At 70.5% G+C, this 25,883-nt stretch carries 28 protein-coding genes and 1 pseudogene; 14 read left to right on the forward strand and 15 right to left on the reverse strand.

The annotated features are described in order from the left end of the window. Window positions 1–112 precede the first annotated feature (112 nt). Complete coding sequence (locus ACFV6V_RS05290) at window positions 113–1,255, reverse strand: NADH-quinone oxidoreductase subunit D (protein WP_385559373.1); 1,143 nt, start codon at window positions 1,253–1,255, stop codon at window positions 113–115. 58 nt (window positions 1,256–1,313) lie between these two features. Then, on the reverse strand, window positions 1,314–2,270 hold the full coding sequence (locus ACFV6V_RS05295) for an SAM-dependent methyltransferase (protein ID WP_385559783.1): 957 nt from the start codon (window positions 2,268–2,270) through the stop codon (window positions 1,314–1,316). A 177-nt stretch (window positions 2,271–2,447) separates the two neighbouring features. On the opposite strand from ACFV6V_RS05295, the gene ACFV6V_RS05300 reads away from it, so the two are divergent. Beyond that, on the forward strand, window positions 2,448–3,647 hold the full coding sequence (locus tag ACFV6V_RS05300) for a sensor histidine kinase (RefSeq protein ID WP_385559376.1): 1,200 nt from the start codon (window positions 2,448–2,450) through the stop codon (window positions 3,645–3,647). A 56-nt stretch (window positions 3,648–3,703) separates the two neighbouring features. On the opposite strand, the gene ACFV6V_RS05305 is transcribed toward ACFV6V_RS05300, so the two are convergent. After that, window positions 3,704–4,531 carry an ATP-grasp domain-containing protein gene (locus ACFV6V_RS05305; protein WP_385559379.1) on the reverse strand — a complete coding sequence of 276 codons (828 nt, stop codon included), beginning with the start codon at window positions 4,529–4,531 and terminating at the stop codon, window positions 3,704–3,706. Window positions 4,532–4,838: 307 nt separating this feature from the next. Between ACFV6V_RS05305 and ACFV6V_RS05310 the strand changes: the two genes are divergently transcribed. From ACFV6V_RS05310 to ACFV6V_RS05330, 5 genes and pseudogenes are all read left to right on the forward strand, one after another. Further along, the gene (locus ACFV6V_RS05310) at window positions 4,839–5,546 is read left to right on the forward strand and encodes a response regulator (RefSeq protein WP_385559382.1); all 708 of its coding nucleotides are present in this window, start codon (window positions 4,839–4,841) and stop codon (window positions 5,544–5,546) included. A 2-nt stretch (window positions 5,547–5,548) separates the two neighbouring features. After that, window positions 5,549–6,147: pseudogene (locus ACFV6V_RS05315) on the forward strand (AAA family ATPase); the annotation flags it as partial. A gap of 65 nt (window positions 6,148–6,212) precedes the next feature. Then, window positions 6,213–6,413: a hypothetical protein gene (locus ACFV6V_RS05320; RefSeq protein WP_385559386.1), complete on the forward strand. Its 201-nt coding sequence runs from the start codon at window positions 6,213–6,215 to the stop codon at window positions 6,411–6,413. A gap of 41 nt (window positions 6,414–6,454) precedes the next feature. Then, window positions 6,455–7,393 carry an ADP-ribosylglycohydrolase family protein gene (locus ACFV6V_RS05325; RefSeq protein ID WP_385559388.1) on the forward strand — a complete coding sequence of 313 codons (939 nt, stop codon included), beginning with the start codon at window positions 6,455–6,457 and terminating at the stop codon, window positions 7,391–7,393. Window positions 7,394–7,603: 210 nt separating this feature from the next. Then, complete coding sequence (locus tag ACFV6V_RS05330; RefSeq protein ID WP_385559390.1) at window positions 7,604–8,032, forward strand: WXG100 family type VII secretion target; 429 nt, start codon at window positions 7,604–7,606, stop codon at window positions 8,030–8,032. 4 nt (window positions 8,033–8,036) lie between these two features. Here ACFV6V_RS05330 and ACFV6V_RS05335 read toward each other — a convergent pair whose 3' ends face one another. From ACFV6V_RS05335 to ACFV6V_RS05355, 5 genes are read right to left on the reverse strand one after another with little or no spacing between them, the layout of a single operon-like run. Beyond that, the gene (locus ACFV6V_RS05335; RefSeq protein WP_385559392.1) at window positions 8,037–8,693 is read right to left on the reverse strand and encodes a contact-dependent growth inhibition system immunity protein; all 657 of its coding nucleotides are present in this window, start codon (window positions 8,691–8,693) and stop codon (window positions 8,037–8,039) included. A gap of 12 nt (window positions 8,694–8,705) precedes the next feature. Then, window positions 8,706–9,005 carry an RNase A-like domain-containing protein gene (locus ACFV6V_RS05340; RefSeq protein WP_385559395.1) on the reverse strand — a complete coding sequence of 100 codons (300 nt, stop codon included), beginning with the start codon at window positions 9,003–9,005 and terminating at the stop codon, window positions 8,706–8,708. Between the two features lie 28 nt (window positions 9,006–9,033). Continuing rightward, window positions 9,034–9,594 carry a hypothetical protein gene (locus ACFV6V_RS05345; protein ID WP_385559398.1) on the reverse strand — a complete coding sequence of 187 codons (561 nt, stop codon included), beginning with the start codon at window positions 9,592–9,594 and terminating at the stop codon, window positions 9,034–9,036. 27 nt (window positions 9,595–9,621) lie between these two features. Then, complete coding sequence (locus ACFV6V_RS05350; RefSeq protein ID WP_385559401.1) at window positions 9,622–11,397, reverse strand: RNase A-like domain-containing protein; 1,776 nt, start codon at window positions 11,395–11,397, stop codon at window positions 9,622–9,624. Next, entirely contained in the window at window positions 11,397–11,702 is a 306-nt protein-coding gene (locus ACFV6V_RS05355; protein WP_385559403.1) for a WXG100 family type VII secretion target, read from the reverse strand. The genes ACFV6V_RS05350 and ACFV6V_RS05355 overlap by 1 nt, the downstream gene beginning before the upstream one ends. 460 nt (window positions 11,703–12,162) lie before the next feature. On the opposite strand from ACFV6V_RS05355, the gene ACFV6V_RS05360 reads away from it, so the two are divergent. Together ACFV6V_RS05360 and ACFV6V_RS05365 are read left to right on the forward strand one after the other, a co-directional pair. Then, on the forward strand, window positions 12,163–13,809 hold the full coding sequence (locus tag ACFV6V_RS05360; RefSeq protein ID WP_385559406.1) for a DNA repair helicase XPB: 1,647 nt from the start codon (window positions 12,163–12,165) through the stop codon (window positions 13,807–13,809). Window positions 13,810–13,864: 55 nt separating this feature from the next. Further along, entirely contained in the window at window positions 13,865–15,370 is a 1,506-nt protein-coding gene (locus ACFV6V_RS05365) for a membrane-associated oxidoreductase (protein WP_385559409.1), read from the forward strand. A gap of 199 nt (window positions 15,371–15,569) precedes the next feature. Here the strand turns inward: ACFV6V_RS05365 and ACFV6V_RS05370 are convergent, their stop codons facing one another. Continuing rightward, on the reverse strand, window positions 15,570–15,761 hold the full coding sequence (locus tag ACFV6V_RS05370) for a hypothetical protein (protein ID WP_385559411.1): 192 nt from the start codon (window positions 15,759–15,761) through the stop codon (window positions 15,570–15,572). Between the two features lie 377 nt (window positions 15,762–16,138). Between ACFV6V_RS05370 and ACFV6V_RS05375 the strand changes: the two genes are divergently transcribed. Beyond that, window positions 16,139–18,085 carry a HelD family protein gene (locus ACFV6V_RS05375; RefSeq protein ID WP_385559786.1) on the forward strand — a complete coding sequence of 649 codons (1,947 nt, stop codon included), beginning with the start codon at window positions 16,139–16,141 and terminating at the stop codon, window positions 18,083–18,085. A gap of 38 nt (window positions 18,086–18,123) precedes the next feature. Here ACFV6V_RS05375 and ACFV6V_RS05380 read toward each other — a convergent pair whose 3' ends face one another. Together ACFV6V_RS05380 and ACFV6V_RS05385 are read right to left on the reverse strand one after the other, a co-directional pair. After that, entirely contained in the window at window positions 18,124–18,831 is a 708-nt protein-coding gene (locus tag ACFV6V_RS05380; protein ID WP_385559414.1) for a copper homeostasis protein CutC, read from the reverse strand. A 12-nt stretch (window positions 18,832–18,843) separates the two neighbouring features. Then, window positions 18,844–19,242, reverse strand: a complete 399-nt coding sequence (locus ACFV6V_RS05385) for a DUF6479 family protein (protein ID WP_385559416.1) — start codon at window positions 19,240–19,242, stop codon at window positions 18,844–18,846. A 159-nt stretch (window positions 19,243–19,401) separates the two neighbouring features. On the opposite strand from ACFV6V_RS05385, the gene ACFV6V_RS05390 reads away from it, so the two are divergent. Beyond that, window positions 19,402–20,064, forward strand: coding sequence for a hypothetical protein (locus ACFV6V_RS05390; RefSeq protein ID WP_385559419.1), 663 nt, complete (start codon window positions 19,402–19,404; stop codon window positions 20,062–20,064). 1 nt (window position 20,065) lies between these two features. Here ACFV6V_RS05390 and ACFV6V_RS05395 read toward each other — a convergent pair whose 3' ends face one another. Together ACFV6V_RS05395 and ACFV6V_RS05400 are read right to left on the reverse strand one after the other, a co-directional pair. Beyond that, window positions 20,066–20,347 (reverse strand): DUF4031 domain-containing protein, encoded by a 282-nt coding sequence (locus ACFV6V_RS05395; RefSeq protein WP_385559422.1) that lies wholly within the window; start codon window positions 20,345–20,347, stop codon window positions 20,066–20,068. A gap of 25 nt (window positions 20,348–20,372) precedes the next feature. After that, window positions 20,373–20,729, reverse strand: a complete 357-nt coding sequence (locus tag ACFV6V_RS05400; protein WP_385559425.1) for a hypothetical protein — start codon at window positions 20,727–20,729, stop codon at window positions 20,373–20,375. Between the two features lie 66 nt (window positions 20,730–20,795). On the opposite strand from ACFV6V_RS05400, the gene ACFV6V_RS05405 reads away from it, so the two are divergent. Both ACFV6V_RS05405 and murQ read left to right on the forward strand, forming a co-directional pair. Further along, entirely contained in the window at window positions 20,796–21,713 is a 918-nt protein-coding gene (locus ACFV6V_RS05405) for a MurR/RpiR family transcriptional regulator (protein WP_385559428.1), read from the forward strand. A 40-nt stretch (window positions 21,714–21,753) separates the two neighbouring features. Next, window positions 21,754–22,710, forward strand: coding sequence for an N-acetylmuramic acid 6-phosphate etherase (gene murQ / locus ACFV6V_RS05410; RefSeq protein ID WP_385559430.1), 957 nt, complete (start codon window positions 21,754–21,756; stop codon window positions 22,708–22,710). Between the two features lie 9 nt (window positions 22,711–22,719). On the opposite strand, the gene ACFV6V_RS05415 is transcribed toward murQ, so the two are convergent. Next, window positions 22,720–23,280, reverse strand: a complete 561-nt coding sequence (locus ACFV6V_RS05415; RefSeq protein ID WP_385559432.1) for a TetR/AcrR family transcriptional regulator — start codon at window positions 23,278–23,280, stop codon at window positions 22,720–22,722. A gap of 110 nt (window positions 23,281–23,390) precedes the next feature. Here ACFV6V_RS05415 and ACFV6V_RS05420 point away from each other — a divergent pair, with 110 nt between their 5' ends. Further along, window positions 23,391–24,008 carry a DUF2867 domain-containing protein gene (locus tag ACFV6V_RS05420; RefSeq protein WP_385559435.1) on the forward strand — a complete coding sequence of 206 codons (618 nt, stop codon included), beginning with the start codon at window positions 23,391–23,393 and terminating at the stop codon, window positions 24,006–24,008. 40 nt (window positions 24,009–24,048) lie between these two features. Next, window positions 24,049–24,618: an RNA 2',3'-cyclic phosphodiesterase gene (gene thpR / locus ACFV6V_RS05425; protein WP_385559437.1), complete on the forward strand. Its 570-nt coding sequence runs from the start codon at window positions 24,049–24,051 to the stop codon at window positions 24,616–24,618. Between the two features lie 237 nt (window positions 24,619–24,855). Here thpR and ACFV6V_RS05430 read toward each other — a convergent pair whose 3' ends face one another. Beyond that, entirely contained in the window at window positions 24,856–25,845 is a 990-nt protein-coding gene (locus ACFV6V_RS05430) for an aldo/keto reductase (RefSeq protein ID WP_385559439.1), read from the reverse strand. Between the last annotated feature and the right edge of the window lie 38 nt (window positions 25,846–25,883).

Below are 25,883 nucleotides of genomic sequence, written 5' to 3' on the forward strand. Positions count from 1 at the left end.
TTTTTGATTGGTCCGGCATCATGCCGGACCGCCCCCGCTTTTTCGTCCCGCCGCTGCCTGGTTCTGTCCGGACCTGCGTGGGGCTGCTTGGCTCTACTTGGCCTACTCGGCTCTACTTGTCGATGTCGCCGACCACGAAGAACATCGACCCCAGGATCGCCACCATGTCCGCGACCAGAGTGCCCGGCAGCAGCTCGGTCAGCACCTGGACGTTGTTGTACGAGGCCGAGCGGAGCTTGAGACGGTACGGCGTCTTCTCCCCCTTGGAGACCAGGTAGTAGCCGTTGATGCCCAGCGGGTTCTCGGTCCAGGCGTAGGTGTGGCCCTCGGGGGCCTTCAACACCTTCGGCAGCCGCTGGTTGATGGGCCCCGGCGGCAGCTCGGCAAGCCGGTCCAGGCAGGCGTCCGCCAGATCGAGCGCGTTGTGGGTCTGCTCCAGCAGGCACTCGAAGCGGGCCAGACAATCCCCCTCGGTCCTGGTGACGACCTTCAGGGTGTCCTGGAGTGCCCCGTACGCGAGATACGGCTCGTCGCGCCGCAGATCGAAGTCGACGCCCGAGGCGCGGGCGATGGGCCCTGAGACCCCGTACGCGTGGGCCGTCTGCGGGGTCAGCACGCCGACGCCGCGGGTGCGGCCCCGGAAGATCTCGTTGCCGAGGACGAGCCGGTCGTACACATCCATCCGGGAACGCACATCGGCGATCGCCTGCCGGGCGCGTCCGGTCCAGCCCGCGGGCATGTCCTCCTTGAGCCCGCCGACCCGGTTGAACATGTAGTGCATCCGACCGCCGGAGATCTCCTCCATCACGGCCTGGATCTCCTCGCGCTCGCGGAAGGCGTGGAACACCGGGGTGATTCCACCCAGTTCGAGGGGGTACGACCCGAGGAACATGAGGTGATTGAGCACGCGGTTCAGCTCGGCGAGCAGGGTCCGGGTCCAGACGGCACGCTCCGGCACCTCCATGCCCAGCATGCGCTCGACGGCCATGACCACACCGAGCTCGTTGGAGAACGCGGACAGCCAGTCATGGCGATTGGCCAGCATCACGATCTGCCGGTAGTCGCGCGCCTCGAAGAGCTTCTCCGCGCCCCGGTGCATATAGCCGATCACGGGTTCGGCGTGCCCGACGCGCTCCCCGTCCAGGACGAGTTTGAGCCGGAGCACGCCGTGCGTGGAAGGGTGCTGCGGTCCGATGTTCAGCACCATGTCGGTGCTCTCCGCCGCGCCGCCGATGCCGACCGTCGTCTCCGTCATGGCGACAGTATCCCCCGGCCGCCCGGGTGACGGAGGGCTGGCCCGAAGAGCGGACACCTCAGCCGCTGCCGCCCCGTCCCGGCACGGGCTGGCGCAGCCATACGAAGTCGCCGAGTCCGCCCCGCGCGGTCAGCTCGGCGGCCTCGCCCGCAGTCGCGAGGGCACGGACGTACCCGGCGGGGTCGGAGGCGGCCAGGGACAGCGGCGGCCGCCCGCCCGAGACGCCGAGGCGGTGCAGCGCCTCGCGCTGGCTCAGCAGCTCGGCGCCGGGACCCGTACACGCGTCCAGGGCGACATGGGCCGTGATGTCGCAGCCGCCGTCCGGGACCGGGCGGACCTCACGACCGTCGCGGAAGCCGGTGAGGCTGCCGAAGGGCGGACGGGCATCGGCGGTGTGCGCGTAGTCGACGGCGACGGCGAGCCCGGCGTCCAGTGTGGCCACCGCGGCGGCCCACGCCTCGCCGCGCGCCCGCCCGATCTCGGCCCTGGCGCCAGGCCCGGCCAAGGGCCACCACCGCTCGAGCCAGTCCGCGTCCGCCCCGCTCACCGGATCCCCGAGGCGCTCCGCACCGTCCTCGGGGCGCACCAGGACGTAGCGGGCGACGCCGGCCTCGTCCACCTCGGCCACATCCACCGGGACGTTGTCCAGCCACTCGTTCGCGAAGAGCAGCCCGCTCGCACCCGCCGGGGGGCGCTCCGACCACTCGATGCGCGGATCGAGCCCCCCGGGGCGTGCGGCCCGCTCGACCGCACAGGCCCGCACCGGCCGCCCGTCCGGCAGCCGCCCACCGTCCGGCAGCGCCGCCAGCACGCTGGTCAGCAGCTCCCCTCGCCCGGCGCCCATGTCCACCAGCGTGATCTCGGACACGTCCGGAAGGGCATCGGCCGTCTCGGCCAGCAGCCGGGCCACGGCCCCGGCGTACAGAGGCGAGGCATGCACCGAGGTCCGGAAGTGTCCGGCGGGCCCCTCCGGACGCCGGAAGAACCCGGCCGACCCGTACAGCGCCCGCTCCATCGCGAGTCGCCAGGGAACCCAGCCCGCCGCGTCCTGGTGCCCCGCTGTGCCTGGACTGTGTTCGTCTGCCTCATACGTCACGTGTGTCAGTGTCCACCTTGCGGAGTAGGCGGTCAGCGAGCGGATCGACCCTCCGGTTGACTCCGGCACCTTTCCACTGTCCCTACGCTGGGTTACGTGCAGCGTCTCTATGACTTCATCCGCAGACACCCGACGGGCGTCGACACCTTCTGGGCCGTCGTCCTCTTCGGGTTCTCCATGCTGTGGGTCGTCCAGGACACCGAGGGCAACCAGCCGCGCCCGCTGGCAGCCGTCCTCGTGCTCCTGCTCTGCCTCGCAGTCGCGCTGCGCCGCCGCGCCTCCGAGAAGATGCTGCTGCTCGTGGCAGCCGTCGGGGTCGCCCAGCTCGCGCTGGACATCCAGGTCAACGCGGCGGACTTCGCCATGCTTGTGATCATCTACACGGTCGCGGCACACGAGGGCCCCCGCTGGGCCTCCCGTCTCGCGCTCGCGGGCGGCCTCGCCGCCGCCCCGCTGGCCCAGCTCCGCTGGCCCGAGGGGAACATGGGCATCGGCCAGCGGATCGTGGTCACCACCGTGATGGCCGTCCCCTTCGCCCTCGCCTGGGTGCTGGGCGACTCCCTGCGCACCCGCCGCGCCTACTTCGCGCAGCTCGAGGAGCGCGCGACCCGGCTGGAACAGGAGCGCGAGGCGCAGTCCAAGGTCGCCGTGGCCGCCGAGCGTGCCCGGATCGCCCGTGAGCTGCACGATGTCGTCGCCCACAACGTCTCCGTCATGGTGGTCCAGGCCGACGGCGCCGCCTACGTCATGGACACCGCACCCGACCAGGCCCGCCAGGCCCTGGAGACCATCTCCACCACCGGCCGCCAGGCCCTCGCCGAGATGCGCCGGCTGCTGGGGGTGCTCCGCACGTCGGACGCCCCGGAGAGCGGGGAGTACGTGCCGCAGCCTGACGTCCAGCAGATCGAGGACCTGGTCGAACGGGTCCGCGAATCCGGCCTTGAGGTCGACTTCAAGATCGAGGGCACCCCCCGTCCGCTGCCGAGCGGCGTCGAACTCACGGCGTATCGCATCGTCCAGGAAGCCCTCACCAACACCCGCAAACACGGTGGCCCCGACGCCGGGGCCAGCGTCCGGCTGGTGTACTTCGACGACGGCCTCGGCCTGCTCGTCGAGGACGACGGCCGGGGCGCCTCCCACGAGATGTACGAGGACGGCGGCGCCGACGGCAAGGGCCACGGCCTGATCGGCATGCGCGAACGCGTCGGCATGGTCGGCGGCACGCTGGACGCGGGGCCCCGGCCGGGCGGCGGCTTCCGGATCAGCGCTTTGCTCCCGCTCAAGCCCGCGCACTAGGACCGGACGGGCCTGGCTTCACGTCGGTTCTGATCCGATCCGGGGCCTGTGCGGCATCAGAGCAGGGGCGCCGATGTCCGCGACCGCCGGCAGAACCGGAGGTCCTGTCCGGCCACCCGTGCCCGCGGACCGGCCGAGCGCAGAACGACGTCCAGCACCCGGTCGGGGTCGGCGGCGTAGCAGTTGCTGAACCAGGCCATGTTCGCCTCGACCACGGCCCACTGGCCGGGGGCCCGGTCCGCGGGCGCGGCCAGCAGCCCGACGTCCACGACCACCGCGCTCGGCAGGCCACCGCCGGCCGTGGCCAGGAGAGCGCCCGCGAACTCCATGACGGCGTCTTCATGGCGGTGCCCGGCCAGCGGTCGCGCGTCGAGGCGGCCGTAGGTGGCGTACTGCGATCCCGTGCGGACCTCGCCATCGAGGACGTGCAGGCGGAACTCCGCTGCCCAGGTCACCACTTCGCTGACCAGAACCGGTACCTCTGGTGGCAGCTCGGGCAGCTCGGCCAGGCTGCTCCCGGAGTTGCCGTAGACAGCGGCCGGGAAGCTCTTGTCGCTCGGCGGCTTGATGAACGCGGGCCCCGTCAGGCTGCGCGCCTCGCGCAGGGTCGCCAAGGCGATGCGCCGTCCCGTGTACTCATGGGGCAGTGTGGCCAGCCATTCGTCAGACGGCTCCAGGAGTGCGACCCCGAGGCCGTCCACGACGCGCGCCGCGAAGGCGGGTCCGCCGTAGTAGTGGCCGCCACCTTTCCCCGGCTCGGTGCCCGCATCGCCGTGGACCGGAAGCACTTCCACGCGCATGCCCCGCCGCTGAGCCGCCGCCGAGAGCAGCTCACGGGTCGTGGTGTACTGCGGCGCGACCGCCAGGAAACCCCGTTCGTCCATGATCCTTGACGATGCCACCGATTCGGTCGCTCGGTCCACGAATTTCGTGCCGGACGTGGGGCAGTCGGCGGGCGCCGGGAAAGCCGTCGTCGATGGCCGAGTGCAGCGCTGCGCCGCCAGGTCGCCGTCCTGCTCCAACACGCGCCGTCTCAGCCGTCAATGGCGGCGGTCACGGCCGAGGGCCCGGGCGGAAGTCCGACGAGCCGCGTCCGCACCCGAAGCCCCGAGCGGACGGGAACGGGGCTTCGTCGTCGCTCACGGGCGGCGGAAGGCCGGGGACGGCGCCCTCGTTGCGTACGCTGGCCGTATGACGTACGCGCCGGAAGAGTCCTCGGTAGGACATGTAAGAGTCATGCTCGTCGACGACCAGGTACTCCTGCGTACGGGCTTCCGCATGGTGCTGGCCGCGCAGGCCGACATGGACGTTGTCGCGGAGGCCGGGGACGGGGTCGAGGCGATCGAGCTGCTCAGGACCACCAAGGTTGACGTGGTGCTGATGGACGTCCGGATGCCGAGGATGGACGGGGTCGAGGCGACCCGGCGTATCTGCGCGGAGCCGAACGCGCCGAAGGTGCTCATCCTGACCACGTTCGACCTCGACGAGTACGCCTTCACGGGGCTGAAGGCGGGCGCGAGCGGGTTCATGCTCAAGGACGTGCCGCCGAACGAGCTGCTCGCCGCCATCCGGTCCGTGCACAGCGGTGACGCGGTCGTGGCCCCGTCCACCACCAGGCGGCTGCTCGACCGCTTCTCGCCGATGCTGCCGTCTCCGGGAGAGCCGGCGCAGCACAAGCAGATCGGCAAGCTCACCGAGCGCGAGCGCGAAGTGATGCTGCTCGTGGCGCAGGGGCTTTCCAACGGCGAGATCGCCGGGCGGCTGGTGCTGTCCGAGGCCACGGTCAAGACGCATGTGGGCCGCATCCTCACCAAACTGGATCTGCGGGACCGGGTGCAGGTGGTGGTGCTCGCCTACGAGTCCGGCCTGGTGCGGGCGGGCGGTGGCGCCGGCGCGTGAGCGTGCTGCTCTGGATCAACGGCCCGTTCGGGGGCGGCAAGACACAGACCGCCTACGAGCTTGCCCGCAGGATCCCGGGCGGTGTGGTCTGCGACCCGGAGCACGCGGGGTTCGGGCTGCACCGGATGCTGCCGCCCGCGCTGCGCGGCGACTTCCAGGACCTGGCCGCCTGGCGGCAGGGGGTGTACGAGGTGCTGGATCTGGCTCTGCGCTCCCACGATGGCGTGCTGATCGCTCCGATGACCCTGGTGGAGCCGCGCTACTTCGACGAGATCGTGGGACGGCTCCGGTCGTCAGGTCACGAGGTGTGCCACTTCGCGCTGCTCGCCGAGCGCGCGACGGTGCTGCGCAGGCTCAGTGAGCGGGGGCTCGGCCGGGGGCTGAAGCGGGAGAGCTTCGCTGTGCGGAAGCTGGACCACTGCCTGGAGCGCCTGCCGGACCCGAGTTCGCCGAGCACATCCGCACCGACCGGCTGACGGTTCCCCAAGTGGCCGAGCACATCGCCGGATCCGCCGGGCTGCGCCTGACACCCGACACGTACGGCCCGCTGCGGCACAGGCTGCGGCGGATCAGGGTCGGGCTGGCCCACATCCGGTTCGACCAGGCCCTGGCGACGTCATCGGCGCTTCAGGACGAGACGGCCGGGCTGCGTAGGGTTCAGAAGGGATGACCACGGCTGATCGCAGCTGGTACGACGACAGTGACCAGCACGACGCGATCCAGCGGGCTGAACGAGCCACACGGTTCGGCTGGGCAGCGATCACCGGGATGGCCGGCGGGTGCGGTTGTGCGCTGATCGCCGTGGCCGCTGTCGGTGTGGTCGCGATTCTTACGTGCCTTTGCCTTGTGGTCGCGATGGATTACTAGGGACGGTGCGCCCGTCTCCGTGCCGCCGATAGCCTGCGCGGATGAGGCGTATGAAGCGAGCTGTCGCGACGGTCGTGGGCTCAGCGGTGGGTGACGCCCTGGGAGCCCCCTTCGAGTTCGGTCTCCAGGGTGCGTTCTCGGCCCGCTTCCCGGCTCCCGGGGACGGGGGCGAAATGTGCGGCGGGGGCGGCTGGGAGCCGGGTGAGGCCACGGACGATACGCAGATGGCCGTTCTGGTCGCGGAGTCGCTGCTGCGGTGGGACGGACTGGACCTGCCGGATATCTTCGCCCGGTTCCAGCGGTGGGCGGCGGCCGAACCCAAGGACATCGGCTTGCAGACCGAGGACGTCCTCACCAACGGCATGTCGTGGGAACTGGCTGCCGGGTTGCATTTCCAGGTCAACCAGCGAGCAGCCGGCAACGGCTCCTTGATGCGGGCATCGACGTCCGCGGTCTACTTCGCGCACGCCGGCCAGTCGGCCACGATGGAGGCTGCCCGGCGCATCGCCGCCCTCACCCATGGCGATCGCGCCGCCTGGGAAGGGACCGCCATATTCCACGAGCTCATCCGTGTCACGCTGGCGGGCTCCGACCCCCTTCGTGCCATCCCTGAGGTTCTGGATCATGTTCATCCTGACCACCGTCAGCGGTATGCCACGGTCTTGGCCGACGGCTGGCATCCCGACCAGGCGACCGAGTTCAACGGAGCCGTCTGGCCCTGTCTGGGGTCGGCTGTCTGGGCCTTGCGCAGCACGACCGGCTTCGAGGAGGCGTTGCGCGCGGCGATCGACCTCGGTGGTGACACAGACACCGTCGCCGCGGTCACGGGAGGTCTCGCGGGTGCCTACTACGGACTCGATGCGATTCCGGCCCGCTGGACCGAGTCGTTGCACGTGCCCCTGCCGGGGTTCGACGGCAGGGTGCTGCGGCTGGCCGACCTGATCGACCTCGCGCGGCGCCTCGGGGCCGCGCTGGAGTGAGGCGGTTCCGGCGCGAGACGGCCGAGGGCTCGTACACCGGACCTCTCGGGGAAGTCCCGTACACGGGAGCAGTTGAGGTCACGAGGTGATCCTTTGTCCCGCCGCGTACGTCCTGGCGTACGGCTTCGGCGGCTGACGACTCCGTTCGCCCCGTGCGTCGTTGCCCTACCCTGTTCGGACACGAGATGTCGCTCGGACGGGGGATACGGCATGGCAGTGCCCGGCGCAGGCGAGGGCGAGACGGGTGGTTCCGACCTGCGGGTTTCGTCCACGGACCTGACGAAACTCGCCGACGACCTTGACGACATGCAGAGTCATCTGACCAAGCAGGTCAAGGACATGGACGCGATCGTGGACCGGATCGAGGGCGGCTGGCACGGCCCGGCTGCGACGGCGTACCGCGAGGTCCACCGGGGGGTGGCCGAGGACGCCGTGCGCATCCGGGAAGTGATGAAGCTGCTGGAGCAGGCCGTACGGATGAGCCGGGACGGTTTCACCGCGGACGAGATCGACGTGCTCACGAAGATGCGCGGGGTCCAGGTGGACATCAACAGCGAGGTGGACGGGCTCTCCACGCCCAACACGGCGGCCGGGGCGGGCAGTGTGCCGGCGCCGCGCAGCAGTTTCCACTCGTTCTGAGGGATCAGGTGTTCGACAGGGTCAAGGCCACCGACTGGAGCCACGCGCCGTAGGAGAACGGCTCGGGTGGGCCGACCTCCATGCCGAGTTCGGCGGTGGCCAGGGCGTAGTCCGCCTCGTCCAGGGGGAGCGCGAGCAACTCCTGGATTTCGCCGACGAGTCGTGCGACCAGCTGGGGGTCGGTGGTGGCTGCGTAGTCGGCCACGGCGGCGTCGTGGTCGGGGAACTCGTCGACGACGTCCTGGGAGAACCAGCCGCCGAGCAGCTGCGCGGTCTCCGGGAAACGGGCGTGCCACTCCCAGTGGGTCTGTGGGGTCGACGGCGGTGGGACCTCGCCCTCCTCGATGCTCCTCTTCAGGTGGTCGGCGAGCAGCATGAGCCAGTCCTGGATCGCGGCCTGGGGCATTCCGGTGTCCGGGACGGAGTAGAACTCGCCCAGTTCGTGCCGTAGCCGGCCCGGAGGGTTGCGGCTGTACTCGCGCAGCTGGCGTTCAGCCTCGGCGATGGCCCAGGGGCGGGTGTGCCAGGTGTGGCGCAGGTAGGCGTCCAGCGCGCGGCTGCGCTGCTCCGGGGTGTCGTCGGCCCGCTGGCCCAGGTACGCGCGCACCACCTGGTCCAGCTCGCCGTAGCGACGGTCGTGTTCGAGGGGCTTCATGGTCACGGTCGCGGGCCCCTACAGGTAGAACGGAAGGGTGGTCTGGACGACGAAGCCGTGCGGGCTCGATGGCTCGCGGCGCAGCACGACCCGCGCGGCGCGGACGTCGGCGGGACCGCGTCCGGCCAGCAGGTCGCCTTCCAGCTGGACCCGGCCGACGGGGTCCTCGCGGGAGGGCCAGGCGGCCTCGATGGTGAGACGGGCCCGGGTGCCCTGGGCGAGCCAGCGGTGGATGACCTGCTCATTGGCGGTCACCACCTGCTGGGTGGCCCACTGGGCGGTCTCCCGGTCGGGGTAGGAAGCGGAACGGGTCAGCACGGGGGCATCCTTTCAAACCCTCTGGTGATCAGTAGTCGGAGAAGTTCCAGAACATGCCGACCTCGGTGTCCGAGACGACGATCAGGCCGTAGTCCTCCGAGTAGACACTCAGCGGGCTGTACGCCCAGCCCGACACAGTGAAATCGAGCGTGCCGCGCACATGACCGGGCTTGTTGACGTTGGTGTGATAGCTGGCCGCGTCCCCGTACCGCGCGAGGACCGTGCGCGCCATCGCCCGCAACTCCTCCTCGCTCTCCGTGAAGCGCGCCAGGTTGGACAGGGTGCAGCAGTCGTCCGTCAGAGCCAGGAGAAGGTTCTCGGCGCTGTCCCGGTCGATCTCCTGGAGACGCCGCGCGACGTATTCCGGAGGGTGGACGGCGAACGGGAACGTGGGGAACCCCTCGCGCTCCGGGTTCTGCGCCGCATCGTCGAGACCGGCCCAGCCCCGCGGGTCCGGGACCCGAGCCATCAGCGCGAGGACGTCAAGGACCCAGTCCTCGTGGCGGCGCGGGCCCGTGGCGTCGTACGGGTACGCGTCCTCGTACAGGTGGCGTACCGCGGCTTCCCAGGACGTCTGGTCGACGGACAAGTGGTACTGGCCTTTCTCGGCGGGGCGCTAGGCCTTGGAGGGCATCGACGTCATGACGGTGAACGGCGGGGTGCGGCTGCTGTCGTACCGGATCCGTGTGTCGATTCCGGTCACGTCGTAGGCCTTGGCGTTCATGCCGCCCTGCTTGTACCCGGACAGCGGGTCGCCGGGGTCCACCGGCTGCTTGCTCACGCTGCGGCCACTGGTCTCGCCGTTCGGCGCGGTCGCATGGAAGTCCTTGACCTTTCCCTCCTCCGGCGGCGGCGGGCCCTTGATCCACGCCTCGATGGCGGCCTTGTTCTGGTTGAGGTTGTGCTCGGTCAGCTGCTCCGCCCGCTGGTAGTTCGGGAAGGCCGAAGAGCCGCTGGGCATCGGCTTGCCGTGCGGCCAGGCCTGGGTCGGGCCGTTCGACTGCTGGTCGCGCAGGCGCTGCGCGAGCTGCTCATCCGTCTTGCCGACGTGCTTGTCCAGGGTGTGGCCGTCGGCCATGTACTCGTTGGCGGCGAGGTTCAGGTCGTAGGTGCCGGCCGAGTCGACCTTCAGCCAGACCTTCGAGTCCTTGAACTCCTCCAGGGCCCGGGCGCCGAAGCCATGGGCCCGGGCGACGCCGGCCTCGTACTTGGGAGCGCTGCGGTGCGCCTCGTCCAAGGGCTCCTTCAGCGCGTCCATGCGCGTGGTCAGGCCCTCCACGATGCCGGTGTACGTGTTGACGATCCGGTTCAGCTTGGCCGTGTTGATGTTCAGGACGGTCTTGACGTCGAACGACAGGACCAGCCCCACTCCCTTGCTGACCACGTTCGTGACCGTGCTGATGACGCTCTTGACGTCCTTGGGCTTCTCGAGGTCCTCGACGATCTCCTTGGCGGCCTTCAGCATGGCCCGCCGGAGCTCCTCCCAGACCTCGCGGTTCAGGTCCACGGCGGCTTCCGCGTACTCGCGGAGGAGGGTGGCGATCTCGTCGGCCGTGTCCTTCAGCACGGTCATCACCGGCTCGCTGCCCGTGGGGGTGCGGGGCGTGCCCGGGCCGGAGTTGGCCGTCTGCGCCCACTGGTAGTTGTGCCGGGACTTGCCCCAGGCCGTCGCACCCCACAGAGCGCTGCAGAAGGTCCGCATGGCGTCTTCCCATTCGGCCTGCTGGTGGTTGGTGATGCTGCCGACGGCCATCGTCAGGTTGTCGGCCGCGGTCGTCCCGACGATCGAGACGCCCATCCAGCTGTGACACAGGGAGTTGAGGTAGTGCTGCTGGGGGAAGGGGTAGACGTCCGCCACCTTCCCCATCCGGAACACGTTCTTGACCAGGGGGTGGATGAGGTCCCGGACGATCTCGGGAATCCCTTCCATCAGTCCGCGCAGGAAGTCGTCGCCGCCGTCGTCGTCACCCCACTTGATGTCGGGGACCGAGCCGAAGTTCGGATCCTTGTCGACGACCGCAGGCAGCGGGCGCTGCTCCGCCGCCTTGCCGGGCTTGGGGTTGGAGGCCGCGTCCGCCTTGGAGTAGGCGTTGGCCGTCTCGGTGAACCCGACGGCGACACCGCCCACGCTGAGCACGGACCGGCCCCACACGTCGAGCCAGCGGTTGCCGATCTTCTTGTACGACTGAGCGAACTTCTCGGCCTCGGTGCCCGCGCCTCCGGCGTCGGGATACTTGCCCAGCTCGTCCAGGAGCTTGTTGGCACCGCGTATGAGCATGTCCTGCGACCCGGCGACCTGGCCGGAGACCCTCCACAGGTCGCTCGGCTTGACGTCGATCGTGCCGCTGCCGCCAGGCGACTGCGCAGGGGTGCTGGGCGAGCCGCCGGCCATCAGGCGCCGCCTCCCCAGCCCTCGAGTACGGACCTGTTCGCCGCGGCGTAGTTGATGTGGCCCTTGGTCACGACCTCGTGCAGCCATGCCTGGGCGGCCTTGAGGTCATCGGCCGAGTGGCTCCACTTGTCGAGCTCGTCGATGAAGGCCTCCCTGGCCTCCCCGTCCCAGCTCAGGACCACCGCCGAGGCACGCTTGTACAGCGCGTCCAGTCTCTCGTTGAGGAGCCGGAGGATGTCCTCCAGGCTCCCCGACATGTGCTGAAGGGTGGCGAAGCTGACAGTGATCCGGTCTTCGTCCTGCATGTGCTACTGATCCCCCGTGGTTCAGCCGTTCGCAAGCGTACCGGTGTCCACTGTAGTGGAGGCGATTGTTCCGGCCGGTGCAGCGCCCTTCTCCCAACTCGTGAACAGACCAAGGGCCTTCACCGAGGGGCCGGGTGCCCCAGGGGCGTATGACACCGGACACCGGGTGCGGACGTGACCCGCCGTCGACCTTCAACGTCCTGTCACCCTTGGTGACCGGATCCCTACGGAAGAAGTCGGCGACGCCGGGATATCCACCGGTGCCCACGCGTCTGGGAAGGCACGCGTCCGGATTCTCGGGCCCGGGCCGTCCGGGTTCTGGGCCCGGGCCCCTTCTCATGGGAGACCGCGAGGTCGTGCACTTCGTGGACCAGCGTCGCCCCGCCCCGCCGTCCGATGAGGCAAACTGGAGGTTTGGCTGCACGCGACCGCACGGGCGCCGCGAGGAAAGGGCACACGAGTGAACGGACCACTCATCGTCCAAAGCGACAAGACTCTGCTGCTCGAGGTCGACCACGACCAGGCCGACGCCTGCCGTCGCGCCATCGCTCCCTTCGCGGAGCTGGAGCGGGCGCCCGAGCACATCCACACGTACCGCATCACGCCCCTCGGGCTGTGGAACGCCCGGGCCGCGGGGCATGACGCCGAGCAGGTCGTGGACGCGCTCGTGGAGTTCTCGCGCTACCCGGTGCCGCACGCGCTGCTCGTCGATGTCGCCGAGACGATGGCGCGGTACGGGCGGCTCACCCTCGTCAAGCACCCCACCCATGGGCTGGTGCTCGCCACCACCGACCGGCCGGTGCTGGAGGAGATCCTGCGGTCCAAGAAGATCCAGCCGCTGGTGGGGGCCAGGATCGACCCGGACACGGTGGCCGTGCATCCGTCCGAGCGCGGGCAGATCAAGCAGACGCTTCTGAAGCTGGGCTGGCCCGCCGAGGACCATGCCGGTTACGTCGACGGCGAGGCTCACCGCATCGACCTGGACGAGGCGGGCTGGGCGCTGCGGCCGTACCAGAAGCAGGCGGTCGAAGGGTTCTGGCACGGCGGGTCCGGGGTCGTGGTGCTGCCCTGCGGGGCGGGGAAGACGCTGGTCGGGGCGGGGGCCATGGCACAGGCCAAGGCGACCACGCTGATCCTGGTCACCAACACCGTCTCGGCCCGGCAGTGGAAGCACGAGCTGATCAAGCGGACCTCGCTCACCGAGGAGGAGATCGGTGAGTACAGCGGGGCGAAGAAGGAGATCCGGCCGGTCACCATCGCCACGTACCAGGTGCTGACGACCAAGCGGAAGGGGATCTATCCCCACCTGGAGCTGTTCGACTCCCGTGACTGGGGGCTGATCGTCTACGACGAGGTGCATCTGCTTCCCGCGCCGGTGTTCAAGTTCACCGCCGATCTCCAGGCCCGTCGACGGCTCGGGCTCACGGCGACGCTCGTGCGCGAGGACGGGCGGGAGTCGGATGTGTTCTCGCTCATCGGGCCCAAGCGCTTCGACGCGCCCTGGAAGGAGATCGAGGCGCAGGGCTATATCGCGCCCGCCGACTGCGTCGAGGTGCGGGTCAATCTGACCGAGTCCGAGCGGCTGGCGTACGCGACGGCGGAGACCGAGGAGAAGTACCGTTACTGTGCGACGACCGACACCAAGCGCAGGGTGACGGAGGCGCTCGTGCGCAAGCACCGGGGGCAGCAGACGCTGGTGATCGGGCAGTACATCGACCAGCTCGACGAGCTGGGCGAGCATCTGGACGCCCCGGTCATCAAGGGTGAGACCCCGAACGTGCAGCGCGAGAAGCTCTTCGACGCCTTCCGTAACGGCGATATCTCCGTGCTCGTCGTGTCGAAGGTCGCGAATTTCTCCATCGATCTGCCCGAGGCCACCGTCGCCATCCAGGTCTCCGGCACCTTCGGCTCCCGGCAGGAGGAGGCCCAGCGCCTCGGCCGTGTGCTGCGGCCCAAGGCGGACGGGCACAAGGCCCACTTCTACTCCGTGGTGGCCCGCGACACGATCGATCAGGACTTCGCGGCCCACCGGCAGCGGTTCCTGGCGGAGCAGGGGTATGCGTACCGGATCATCGATGCCGACGAACTGATGGACGACAGTGTGTAGTTGGCGCAGTCGATGTAGTTGACACCCGGATGGGCGAGGGACACCATCCGGTCCGATGGAGATCAACGATCTGACGGAGGCGGAGCGCCGTGTCTGGGAGGCGTTCCCGCGCGACGAGGCCGTCGACTTCCGCGAGAGCCCGGACGAGGACCCCGGCGCGGGTGCCTCCTGGGGTCCTGAACGGACCGTGCGTGCCGAGGTGTTGCGGTCCCTGCTGCTGGACGGGCCGTCACGCGACGGGGAGATAGCCGGGCTGAAGGTGTGGGGTGCCCGGGTGACCGGGCAGCTCGACCTCAAGTACGGGACGGTCGAGCACGGCATCCGGCTGCGGTCCTGCTACTTCGAGCGGACGCCGGAGCTGTACGGGGCGACGGTCCGTGCCCTGGTGCTCAGCGACTCGGTGCTGCCGGGACTCAGCGGTGGGGCGCTCCGCGCGGATCTGGTGCTGCGGTTGACGTGCTGCCGTATCGCGGGTGCGGTGCGGCTGCCAGGCGCCCAGGTGCGGGCGCTGTTCGTCAACGGGGCGCGGCTGGGCTCGCCGGTCGCGCCGCCGGGGGAGGAGCAGCCGGACGGAGAACCGGTGCTGTACCTCAACCACGCGGTCTTCGGCACCGACGTCTGGGCCGTGGGCCTCGTCGCATACGGCCAGGTCAGGCTGAACGACGCTTCCGTCGGCGGCCAGGTGAACCTCGACGACGCGGAGTTGTACGCCTACCCGGACGGGGGTGGGGACGGCGGGGACTACGCGCTGCACGCCGAGAACGTGTCGGTGGGCTCGGACCTGCGGGCCATGCGGCTGCGCACCCGTGGCGGGGTCAACCTCAGCGGTGCCCGGATTCCCCGCCAGCTCAACCTCGCGTACGCCCGGCTGTCGCACCCGGGCGGTCAGGCGCTGCGCACCAGCAGCGCGGTGATCGGGGAACTGTGGCTGCGCGAGGCCGCTCCGGTCGAGGGCATGGTGAACATGCGCCGCGCCCAGATCGATGTGCTGCACGTGCCGACCGGGGTGTGGCCGGGCCGGCTCAGGCTGGACGGTCTGGGCTACCGCGTGCTCGCCCCGCATGTCCCGCCCGAGGAGCGGCTGCCGCTGCTGGAGCGTGAGGAGACCGGCTACCTGCCGTTCGCGTACGAGCAGCTGGCCGCGGCGTACCGCACGGTCGGGGACGAGTCAGCGGCCCGTACGGTCCAGCTCGCGAAGCTCCGGCGGCACCGGCGGACGCTGCCGCGGCTGGCCAGGTTCTGGGGGCACCTGCAGGATGTGACCGTCGGCTACGGCTTCCGTCCGATGCGGGCGGCCGGGTGGCTGGTGGCTCTGCTGCTGGTGGGGAGCGTGGCGTTCGCGCTGGAGCGTCCGCCCCCACTGAAGGCGGACGAGGCGCCCGGCTTCAATCCGGTCTTCTTCACGCTGGATCTGCTGCTGCCGATCATCGGGTTCGGGCAGGAGGGGGCGTTCGCGCCGCAGGGCTGGCACCAGTGGCTGTCGTATCTGCTGATCGTCACCGGCTGGATCCTGGCTACGACCACCGCGGCGGGTGTCAGCCGTTCCCTCCGCCGTCAGTAGCGATTCGGCGTCAGTGGCGAGCCAGCGGCCGGGGAGATGTGCCGGCAGTGGAGATCCGGTGGTGGGCGCGATCCGGTGGTCAGTCCGGCGCCGCGATCAGCGGCGGGTCGATCGGCAGCACGTGCTGGTCGACGACGATGACGGTCCGTGTGCGGACGGTCATGCTCCCGTGCGAGGCGGTGGCCGACGAGCCGGGTGCTCAGTGGCGGCGGCGGACGACTCCGGCCTCTTCCCCGTACTCCCCGAGGACGACGACGCCGACGGCCGCCTCCGCGAAGACCTTGACCGCGCGCAGCGCATCGCCGACGAGATGGGTGTGACGGTTCGCGGCGCCCGTCGCGGTGGCGCCGCGGCCGGGGCGGGCGGCTGGGTTGAAGGTCGCTGTGCTCATGACTCCATGGTTGTGCTCCCGCGCGCGAAACACATCGGCCCAAGGTCCCGTCTCTTCGTCCCTGCCCGTACGACTTTCGGCAGACGGTCTCCTTCCTGAGGTGGGCACGCCACCCGGGTAATTCGTTCGCCGCGGCCTCTGGGGGTGGCTAGAATCGCCCGTCTTGCCCGCCTCCCTCCGTGGAGCGCCGCCGTCCGGACGGAAACCGGCCGCGCAGTACCGCTGCAGATGAGCAGTACCGCTGTAGATGACACGTACCTCGCCGCTTCTTCGCCGTACCTTCCGGAGGCAGTCCCGTGCCTGCGCACGATCCCGAGCTCGATCCTCTCTTCCGCGAGCGCGCCCACCTGGCCGCCTCCCGTGCCGCGCTGACCGCCATGCGACAGGACGTCCAGTCGCTCGACATCCGCGACGTCACCGCGAACTGGGTCAACGCCGCCGTCCTCGAAGCGCAGATCGAGGAGCGGATCAAGGCTCTCGCGGACCTCGCCCACACCCCGCTGTTCTTCGGGCGGCTCGACTATCTGCACACCACGCAGGAAGGGCAGCGCTTCTACATCGGCAGGCGGCACGTCCATGACGCCGGGGGCGACCCGATGGTGATCGACTGGCGTGCGCCGGTGTCCCAGCCGTTCTACCGGGCGTCGAAGAAGGACCCGCAGGACGTGGCCCTGCGCCGCCGCTTCGGCTACACGAGCGGCGACCTCACGGCATACGAGGACGAGCACCTCACCGACCCTGCCGAGGTGGAACGCACCAGCAGGCTGCTCCAGCAGGAGATCGAGCGTCCGCGTGTCGGACCGATGCGGGACATCGTGGCGACGATCCAGCCCGAGCAGGACGAGATCGTGCGCTCGGGTCTGTCCGGCACCGTGTGCGTCCAGGGCGGCCCCGGCACCGGAAAGACGGCGGTCGGGCTGCACCGGGTGGCGTATCTGCTGTACGCGCACCGGGAGCGACTTGCCCGCACCGGCACCCTCGTCATCGGGCCGAACCGCTCCTTCCTCCACTACATCGAGCAGGTCCTGCCCGCGCTCGGCGAGTTGGAGGTCAAGCAGGCCACGGTCGACGATCTCGTCGGGCACGTGGAGGTATGCGGCGAAGACAGCGCGGGCGCCGCGATCGTCAAGGGCGACGCCCGGATGGCCGAGGTGCTGCGCCGCGCGGTCCGAGCCCATGTCACGATGCCGGCGGAGCCCCTGATGGTGGTGCGCGGCTCGCGCCGCTGGCGGGTACCGGCCTATGAAGTGGAGGAGATCGTCAGGGAGTTGCTGGAGCGGGACATCCGCTACGGCGCCGCCCGCGACGCCCTTCCGCAGCGCATCGCGCACGCCGTGCTGGTACGGATGGAGCAGGCCGGTGAGGCCCCCGACGACCGGGTGCAGGACGCGGTGGCGCGCAACGCGGCCGTGAAGGCGGCGGTGAAGCAGATCTGGCCCGCGGTCGACCCGGTGAAGCTGGTGCTGCGGCTGCTCTCGGACCCCGACTTCCTCGCCGTGCACGCGGATGGCGTGCTGAGCGCCGACGAGCAGAAGACGATCCTGTGGACCAGGCCGCCGCGCTCGGCAAGGGCCGCCAAGTGGTCCCTGGCCGACGCCGTGCTGGTCGACGAGGCGATGGATCTGGTGGCGCGCACCCACTCGCTCGGGCATGTCGTCCTGGACGAGGCGCAGGACCTGTCCCCGATGCAGTACCGGGCGGTGGGGCGGCGCTGTACGACCGGCTCCGCGACCGTGCTCGGCGACCTGGCGCAGGGGACCACGCCCTGGGCCACCGGGAGCTGGACCGAGGCGCTGGCCCACCTCGGCAAGCCGGACGCGGCGGTGGAGGAGCTGACGGCGGGTTTCCGTGTGCCGCGCGAGGTGATCGCGTACGCCTCGCGGCTGCTGCCGCACATGTCCCCGGGCCTCGCGGAGGTCCGTTCGGTGCGTGAGTCGCCCGGGTCCCTGGAGATCCTGGAGTCCTCGGGCACCGGGGATGTGCTGGCCGCGTGTGTGGCTGCCCTGCGCCACGAAGGCTCGATCGGGCTGATCGCCGCCGACGCGCGGCTGCCGGAGCTGGAGGCCGCGCTGGCGGGCTCCGGGATGCCGTATCTGTCGCCGGGTGAGGAGACGACCGCCGATGCACGGCTGACGCTGGTCCCGGCGTCGCTCGCGAAGGGCCTGGAGTACGACTACGTGGTGCTGGACGAGCCGGCGGCGATCGTGGACGGCGAGCCCGACGAACGCACCGGGCTGCGTCGGCTCTATGTGGCGCTGACCCGCGCGGTGTCCGGGCTGACGGTGCTGCACGGCGCGCCGCTTCCCCTACAGCTCGCGGACTGATCGGCGAGGCTCGTGTCGCCCCGGCAGGGCCTGGCTGTTCAGGCCGCGTCGAGGACCCGCCGCCACTCCCGGACCGCCTCCGGGTCCACGGGTGTCGCCCACCCCGCGGGGCGGGCCGCGCTGCCGATGTGGAAGGCGTCGATGCCCCCGGCGCGCAGCGCGGGCAGATGGTCGAGGCGCAGGCCACCGCCCACCATGAGCCGCGCCTCGTATCCCGGCTCGCCCTGCCTGGCGGCCTCGGCGAGGACGACCGGCAGCCCTTGGTCCACACCGGCCGGGGACCCGGCGGTGAGGAAGGTGTCGAGCCCGGGGAGGTCCGCGACGTGTTTGCGCAGGGTGTCGCGGTCGGCGGCGCGGTCGATCGCTCGGTGGAACGTCCACCGGCAGTCATCGATCTCCGCGACGAGCCGTTCGACGGTCACGAGGTCGGGGTTGCCGTACACGTCCAGGAATCCCAGTACGAACTCGTCGGCGCCCGCGGCCCGCAGCACCTGCGTGGCACGGACCAGTCTCTCGATGTCGCGCGCGTCACCCGCCGTGAAGCGGCCGGTGAGCCGCAGCATCACCCGCACCGGGATGTCCACCGCAGCGCGCACCGACGCGAAGGTCCCCGGCGCGGGAATGATTCCGTCGGCCGCGATATCGCTGACCAGCTCGATACGGTCCGCCCCTGAGGCTTCCGCCGCCACCGCGTCCAGCGCGTCGAGGACGATCACCTCCAGGAGGGCTCGGTTGCGGTTGCCCATGGATACCCCCACCTATGAAGTGCCTCCTGCGGATGTGGACCTGCCGGTCTCGGTCTCGGGCCCGGTGGACTGCGCGGGGCCGGTGGACTGCGCGGGCTCGCCGGGCTTCGCCGGCGGCTCGGCGGCGGGTGCCGCGTGGCTGCTGTGCGTCTTCATGTTGTACGGCAGCAGCCGGCCGCCGTCCGTGGGGAAGGCGTCCGCGTCCGGCTCACGGGCCTCCTCGATATGCGTCGGGTGGTCCGGCGGCTTCGGCTGCTCCTCGGGGAGTGGTGCCTTCTCCTGGGCCCGCCGTCGCCCCTCGTACCACATCGCGCCCGCGAGCAGGGCGATCAGGACGAGTCCGATGATGAAGGGACCGATCCCGGCGAGCTGCGACGCGGCTGCCTGATCGGTGATCGTCAAGGAGTTCATGAGGTCTGCCTCCGGCCTTCATGTCGGCGCAACGGCAACAACGGAACACAAGCCTGACGCGCCCATTATCGTCCGATATGACTGGAACGAGCGAGAAGGGCGGTGAGGAAAGCAGGGCGGGACCCCGTGGAAGCGGGAGCGGCCATGAGAATGGGACGCATGGCCGACCTCAAGGACCTCCGTGATCGCTGGCACCTCGCACTGCTCGCCGTCCGCGAGGAACCCCTCCTCCCGGGCGCGGATTCCCCCGATCCGTTCCCGTACGCAGACGATCTTCTCCGTCGCTGGTCAGAGCCGCAGCGCCGCTATCACACCGTGGACCATCTGACCGCCGTACTCGACCACATCGACACGCTCGCGGAGTATGCGGATAACCCCGACCTGGTGCGCCTCGCCGCCTGGTTCCACGACGCCGTCTACGACCCCGAGCGCTCCATGAACGAGGAGCGGAGCGCACGGCTCGCCGAGAAGGCGCTGCCCGAGGCCGGACTGACGCGGCAGGGCACCGACGAGGTCGCCAGGCTCGTCCGCCTCACGATCAGCCACGCCGCCCAGGACGGTGACCGCAACGGCATGGTCCTGTGCGACGCCGACCTCGCGATCCTGGCGTCGGCGCCTGAGGCGTACGCCGCCTATGCCGCCGCCGTCCGCGAGGAGTACGGCTTCGTCCCGGACGACGCCTTCCGCGTGGGGCGCGCTGACGTGCTGCGGCACCTGCTCGACCTGCCCCGCCTTTTCCGTACGCCGTACGGGGAACGGGAGTGGGAGGCCGCCGCCCGGCACAATCTGTCGACGGAGCTTGAGCTGCTGGGAGCCGGCTGACCTACCCGCCGGCTCTGCCGCCGTCGCCGTGCTTGCGCCGCCGCAGCCCCGCCTGTGTGAGGCGGCGGACGAGCTCCTTCGAGCCGATCTCCACCGCGCCCGCCCGCACCGCTTCCGCGTAGTGCTCCGCGGGTACGTCGTAGTGGTCGCGCTCGAAGGCGCGCGGCGGGCAGCCGATCGACGCGGCGAAGGCGTGCAGCTCGTCGAAGGACACGTCGCTGACCAGGTGCGACCACATGCGTCCGTGGCCCGGCCAGTTCGGCGGGTCGATGTAGACCGTCATGAGCGGACCCTCTCGGGTCGGCCCGTCACGGCAGCCTCCCGACCGGGGCGACCACGATGCCCGCCTTGCCGCACACCCAGTGGGGGTCGGAGCCGAGCTCCGGCTCGACTTCAAGTGCGTGGGGCTCGCCCGACGCGCAGACGGGGCACAGGGGCCAGCGTCCGTACTGCTCCAGCAGCGCGTCCTGGACATCCTGCGCTATCAGCCCGGCGACGTACTCCGCCCCCTGCGGCCACTGCTCCACCCACCAGCGGCGCTGCCTGACCGCTTCCTCGACCAGCGAGACGACTTCGGCATGGGCGACATCGCGGGCCGCGAGGTCGGCGAGCACGAGGGCACGGGCCGTGTGCAGGGCCTGCTCCAGCGGTTCCACGTCGTCCATGGCGCCATTGTCTCCCGGGGCTCGGACGGCTTGACGGGCCCCTGGATCCGAAAATATCTTTCCATCGTGACAGGCGATGTGAAGGAAACTTTCACCATCCCGCCCGCGCCCGCCGCGCTCGCGGCGAAGGTGCGCACGCTCGCCCCCTCCATGACCCGCTCCATGCGGCGCGTCGCCGAAGCCGTCGCGGGAGACCCGGCCGGGTGCGCCGCCCTCACGGTCACCGCCCTCGCCCAGCTCACGGGCACCAGCGAGGCCACGGTCGTGCGCACCGCACGGCTGCTCGGCTACCCCGGCTACCGCGATCTGCGGCTCGCACTCGCCGGTATAGCCGCCCAGCAGCAGTCGGGTCGCGCCCCGGCCGTCACGGCCGACATCGCCGTGGACGACCCGATCGCCGACGTCGTCGCCAAGCTCGCGTACGACGAGCAGCAGACTCTCGCGGACACCGCCGCCGGGCTGGACACCGTCCAGCTCGCCGCAGCCGTCAGCGCGCTCGCCGGTGCCCGGCGTATCGATGTCTACGGTGTCGGCGCATCCGGCCTGGTCGCGCAGGACCTGGCGCAGAAGCTGCTGCGGATCGGCCTGATCGCACACGCTCACAGCGATCCGCACCTCGCCGTCACCAACGCCGTGTTGCTGCGTGCCGGCGATGTGGCCGTGGCGATCAGCCACTCCGGCTCGACCGGCGACATCATCGAGCCGCTTCGGGTGGCCTTCGACCACGGCGCCACGACCGTCGCGATCACCGGTCGCCCCGACGGGCCGGTCTCGCAGTACGCGGACCATGTGCTGACCACGTCCACGGCCCGGGAGAGCGAACTGCGCCCGGCTGCGATGTCGTCGCGCACGAGCCAGCTGCTCGTGGTCGACTGTCTGTTCATCGGGGTCGCCCAGCGCACCTACGACACGGCGGCGCCCGCGCTGTCAGCCTCGTACGAGGCACTGGCGCACCGCCATGCGCCGCGCGGCACCGCCCGCTGACCCGACGACCCGACCTCCGTCCGTCGAAGGAGCCGACGCCATGACCTCCCCGTACGACGCGGAAGACGCAGAAGAGCTGGCGCATGACATCGAGCGGCTCCGGGCGCAGCTCGCCACGCTCACCACCGAGGCGTTCCGCCCCGAGCTCGCCGACATCGACCGGCTGCCCACGTCCGAGATCGCCCGGATCATGAACGGCGAGGACCGGACCGTCCCCGGCGCGGTCGCCGCGCAGCTCCACGTCATCGCCGCCGCGATCGACGCGGCGGCGGAGCGTATGGCCCGGGGCGGGCGACTGGTCTACGCGGGCGCGGGCACGGCGGGCCGGCTCGGTGTGCTGGACGCCAGTGAGTGCCCGCCCACCTTCAACACCGGCTCCGACAAGGTCATCGGCCTGATCGCGGGCGGCCCGACGGCGCTGGTGAACGCCGTCGAGGGCGCGGAGGACTCCGCGGAGCTCGCGGCGCGGGACCTGGACGGCATCGGCCTCGGCGCCGACGACACGGTGGTCGGGGTCTCGGCCTCCGGCCGCACCCCGTACGCCGTCGGGGCGGTCGAGCACGCTCGCGCCGCGGGGGCGCTGACGATCGGTCTGTCCTGTAACCCCGGCAGCGTGCTGACGGCTGCCGCCGAGCACGGCATCGAGGTCGTGGTCGGCCCCGAACTCCTCACCGGATCCACCCGGCTGAAGGCGGGTACGGCCCAGAAGCTCGTGCTCAACATGATCTCGACCATCACCATGATCCGCCTGGGCAAGACCTACGGGAACCTGATGGTCGATGTCCGTGCCTCCAACGACAAGCTGCGCGCCCGCTCGCGCCGGATCGTCGCACTGGCGACGGGCGCGCAGGACGGGGCGACGGAGGCGGCGCTGACGGCGGCGGACGGTGAGGTGAAGACGGCGATCCTGATGCTGCTCGCGGATGTTGACGCCCCGACGGCCTCGGCCCGCCTCGACAAGGCGGGCGGCCATCTGCGGGAGGCGCTGCGGGAGTGAAGCGGGCGGCTACTGCAGGAGCCACTTCCTGGTCAGTTCCAGCACCTGCGCGCGGTCGCGGGTGCCGTGGTCGGCGGCGATGAAGTGATCGCCGATCCGCAGCGAGAAGGTGATCATGCAGCGCACCTCCACCTCGTCCTCGTCCGGGCAGATGGAGCGGTACAGCGAGCGCATGTACTCCATCCGGCGGTTGTCCACCCGCCGCAGACGCTCCGTCACGGCCTCGTCGCGCCGGGCCCAGTCGCGGATCGCCAGCTCGGCGACGGCCGCGGTCATGGGGTGGTCGTCGGCGGAGCCGACGATGGTGAACAGCCGGTTCAGCTTGGTCCGTGCGTCACCCCCGCCGCTCTCGACCTGCTCGATCACGTTCTCGGTGACCTCGCGCTCCCAGGTGTCGAGTATCTCGGCGAGCAGTGCGGCGCGGTTGCGGAAGTAGCCGTAGAAACCGCCCTTGCTGACGCCGAGTGACTGTGCGAGCAGTTCGATCCGGACGGCCTCCGGACCGCCTGCGGAGAGTGCCCGCAGCCCCTCCTCGATCCACCTGGCGCGAGGTGTGCGGGCCAGAGCCATGGTGTGTTTCCCCTCACGTCGAATGCGGTCTATACGGTTCCGTATAGACGATGCCGTGCAAACGGTCTAGGTTGCTGTCTATACGGCATCGTATAGACAGGGGCCCGCTCATGAGACTCCCCAGAACCGCGCACACCGCCCGCCCGTGGCGTATCCACGAGATCGCCGGGGACTTCCATCTGGAGGACGTCTGGGCGCTGCCGACACCAGGCGGTCCCGGCGACCTCCAGCACCTGGTGCACCAGATCACCAGTGGCACGAACGACAAGGCGGGTGTCCCGTCCCCCGTGTACCGCGCGCTCTTCGCCATTCGCTGGCAACTCGGCAGGCTGCTCGGCTGGGACAAGGACCGCGACGGGATCGGCTCCCGGGTGCGGACCCTGCGCGACCGGCTGCCGGCGGATCTGCGCGAGGCCCCCAGGGGGCCCGACGCCGCGTCCGTGCCCTTCACCTCCGTCTACCAGCTGCACGACGAGTGGGCGGCCGAGGCGGCCAACCGCACCGTGCACGCGGTGATGCACATCGGCTGGGTGCCCGACGAGACCCGCGAGGGTGGCTACCGGGGGCAGATGGCCGTTCTGGTGAAGCCGAACGGCTTCTTCGGCGCGGCGTACATGGCCTGCATCAAGCCGTTCCGATACATGGGCGTGTACCCGGCGCTGCTCCGGGCCATGGGGCGGGAGTGGCAGGCGAGTGCCGCCGAACGGGCTGCCGGACAGCGCGGATAAAGGGTCCACGTCGTCGCGACGGGGCTGCCAGACTCGCCGTATGAGACTCTTCGCCGGCCTGGTGCCGCCCGCGGATGCCCTCAGCGAGCTCGGCCACGCCGTCGACCGGCTGCACACACTGCCCGGCTCCGATGGCCTGCGCTGGACGTCGCGCCCGGGATGGCATTTCACCCTGGCCTTCATGGGAGAGGTCGACGACTCGATCCTGCCCGATCTGCGGGAGCGGCTCGGCCGCGCCGCGCACCGCAGCGAGGCCTTCCGGCTGCGGCTGCACGGCGGCGGCCACTTCGGCCGGCGGGCCCTCTGGGTCGGGGCTGCGGGCGGAGTCGACGCCATGCGCATGCTGGCCGAGCGCGCGGACGCGGCGGCCAGGCGGGCGGGCGTGTCGATGGAGGAGCACCGTCGCTACCAGGCCCATCTGACCATCGCCCGGGCCCGTGCGGATGTGGATCTCGTGCCGTACGTGGACGAGCTCAGCTCCTTCGAGGGCTCCCCGTGGACCGTGCCCGAGCTGCTGCTGATCCGCAGCAATCTGCCGGGCGGCGGTGTCCCCGGGGCCCAGCCCCGTTACGACGTCGTCGGGAGCTGGCCGCTGGGCACCGGGGACTGAGCGGGGGCTTCCGGACCGCGGGGCCCACGGGCCCCGTGGGCAGACCACTCCTGCGCGCCGGTTACGCTCGAAGAGTGGACCCGAAGACCAGGAACCGGATCATGGCCGGTGTGCTCGTGCTGATGTTCGCGATCGTGGCGGTGGCAGCCGCGCTCGGCCGCTGACTGAGGCTGACGACCGACCGCGACTGCCAGTCCCGGCACCGGCATCCCGGCCGCGCGGTACCCGGGATCCCGGCTACCAGGCGAAGGCCTCCGGTGACGGTCCCGGCCCCGGGAAGATCCCGTCCAGCTCGCCGAGCAGGTCCTCGCCCAGCTCCAGCTCGACCGCCCGCAGCGCCGAGGCCACTTGGTCCACCGTGCGCGGCCCGACGATCGGCCCGGTCACCCCTGGGCGGGTGAGCAGCCAGGCCAGGGCCACCTCGCCCGGCGCGAGCCCGTGTTTGTCCAGCAGGTCTTCGTACGCCTGCACCTTTTCCCGTACGGACGTGTCGGCGAGCGACGCCGCGGAGCGCCCCTCGGCGCGGCGTCCGCCCTGGGCCTCCTTCTTGATCACGCCGCCGAGCAGCCCGCCGTGCAGCGGCGACCAGGGGATGACCCCGAGGCCGTACTCACGGGCGGCAGGGACGATCTCCATCTCGGCGCGCCGCTCGGCCAGGTTGTACAGGCACTGCTCGCTGGCCAGACCCACCATGCCGAGCCGGTTCGCGGTCTCGTTGGCCTGGGCGATCTTCCAGCCGGGGAAGTTGGACGAGCCCGCGTAAAGGATCTTGCCTTGCTTGATCAGGACGTCGACGGCCTGCCAGATCTCCTCGACGGGGGTGTCCCGGTCGACGTGGTGGAACTGGTACAGGTCGATGTAGTCCGTCTGGAGCCGCTTGAGGCTGGCGTCCACGGCGCGGCGGATGTTGAGCGCCGAGAGCTTGTCGTGGTTGGGCCAGGCGGCGCCGTCCGCGCCCATGTTGGCGTAGACCTTGGTGCCGAGCACGACCTTGTCCCGGCGGTCGCCGCCCTTGGCGAACCAGTTGCCGATGATCTTCTCGGTACGGCCCTTGTTCGCGCCCCAGCCGTAAGCGTTGGCGGTGTCGAAGAAGTTGATGCCCGCGTCGAGCGCGGCGTCCATGATCGTATGGCTGTCCGCCTCGTCGGTCTGCGGTCCGAAGTTCATCGTGCCGAGGACGAGTCGGCTGACCTTGAGTCCCGTGCGTCCGAGCTGCGTGTACTTCATGGGCCCCAGCCAACTCCCTGGGGTCCGTTCCGGGCAAG

This window comes from Streptomyces sp. NPDC059828, assembly GCF_042731955.1.
In the GTDB taxonomy this organism is placed as follows: Bacteria; Actinomycetota; Actinomycetes; order Streptomycetales; family Streptomycetaceae; genus Streptomyces.

Bases quoted from the DNA above. Each gene is read 5' to 3' on its own strand.
- ACFV6V_RS05290 (WP_385559373.1), bottom strand. From the start codon at position 1,255: ATGACGGAGACGACGGTCGGCATCGGCGGCGCGGCGGAGAGCACCGAC.
- ACFV6V_RS05295 (WP_385559783.1), bottom strand. From the start codon at position 2,270: ATGGAGCGGGCGCTGTACGGGTCGGCCGGGTTCTTCCGGCGTCCGGAG.
- ACFV6V_RS05305 (WP_385559379.1), bottom strand. From the start codon at position 4,531: ATGGACGAACGGGGTTTCCTGGCGGTCGCGCCGCAGTACACCACGACC.
- ACFV6V_RS05310 (WP_385559382.1), top strand. From the start codon at position 4,839: ATGACGTACGCGCCGGAAGAGTCCTCGGTAGGACATGTAAGAGTCATG.
- ACFV6V_RS05320 (WP_385559386.1), top strand. From the start codon at position 6,213: ATGACCACGGCTGATCGCAGCTGGTACGACGACAGTGACCAGCACGAC.
- ACFV6V_RS05325 (WP_385559388.1), top strand. From the start codon at position 6,455: ATGAGGCGTATGAAGCGAGCTGTCGCGACGGTCGTGGGCTCAGCGGTG.
- ACFV6V_RS05330 (WP_385559390.1), top strand. From the start codon at position 7,604: ATGGCAGTGCCCGGCGCAGGCGAGGGCGAGACGGGTGGTTCCGACCTG.
- ACFV6V_RS05350 (WP_385559401.1), bottom strand. From the start codon at position 11,397: ATGGCCGGCGGCTCGCCCAGCACCCCTGCGCAGTCGCCTGGCGGCAGC.
- ACFV6V_RS05355 (WP_385559403.1), bottom strand. From the start codon at position 11,702: ATGCAGGACGAAGACCGGATCACTGTCAGCTTCGCCACCCTTCAGCAC.
- ACFV6V_RS05365 (WP_385559409.1), top strand. From the start codon at position 13,865: ATGGAGATCAACGATCTGACGGAGGCGGAGCGCCGTGTCTGGGAGGCG.
- ACFV6V_RS05370 (WP_385559411.1), bottom strand. From the start codon at position 15,761: ATGAGCACAGCGACCTTCAACCCAGCCGCCCGCCCCGGCCGCGGCGCC.
- ACFV6V_RS05375 (WP_385559786.1), top strand. From the start codon at position 16,139: ATGCGACAGGACGTCCAGTCGCTCGACATCCGCGACGTCACCGCGAAC.
- ACFV6V_RS05380 (WP_385559414.1), bottom strand. From the start codon at position 18,831: ATGGGCAACCGCAACCGAGCCCTCCTGGAGGTGATCGTCCTCGACGCG.
- ACFV6V_RS05385 (WP_385559416.1), bottom strand. From the start codon at position 19,242: ATGAACTCCTTGACGATCACCGATCAGGCAGCCGCGTCGCAGCTCGCC.
- ACFV6V_RS05390 (WP_385559419.1), top strand. From the start codon at position 19,402: ATGGCCGACCTCAAGGACCTCCGTGATCGCTGGCACCTCGCACTGCTC.
- ACFV6V_RS05395 (WP_385559422.1), bottom strand. From the start codon at position 20,347: ATGACGGTCTACATCGACCCGCCGAACTGGCCGGGCCACGGACGCATG.
- ACFV6V_RS05400 (WP_385559425.1), bottom strand. From the start codon at position 20,729: ATGGACGACGTGGAACCGCTGGAGCAGGCCCTGCACACGGCCCGTGCC.
- murQ (WP_385559430.1), top strand. From the start codon at position 21,754: ATGACCTCCCCGTACGACGCGGAAGACGCAGAAGAGCTGGCGCATGAC.
- ACFV6V_RS05415 (WP_385559432.1), bottom strand. From the start codon at position 23,280: ATGGCTCTGGCCCGCACACCTCGCGCCAGGTGGATCGAGGAGGGGCTG.
- ACFV6V_RS05420 (WP_385559435.1), top strand. From the start codon at position 23,391: ATGAGACTCCCCAGAACCGCGCACACCGCCCGCCCGTGGCGTATCCAC.
- thpR (WP_385559437.1), top strand. From the start codon at position 24,049: ATGAGACTCTTCGCCGGCCTGGTGCCGCCCGCGGATGCCCTCAGCGAG.
- ACFV6V_RS05430 (WP_385559439.1), bottom strand. From the start codon at position 25,845: ATGAAGTACACGCAGCTCGGACGCACGGGACTCAAGGTCAGCCGACTC.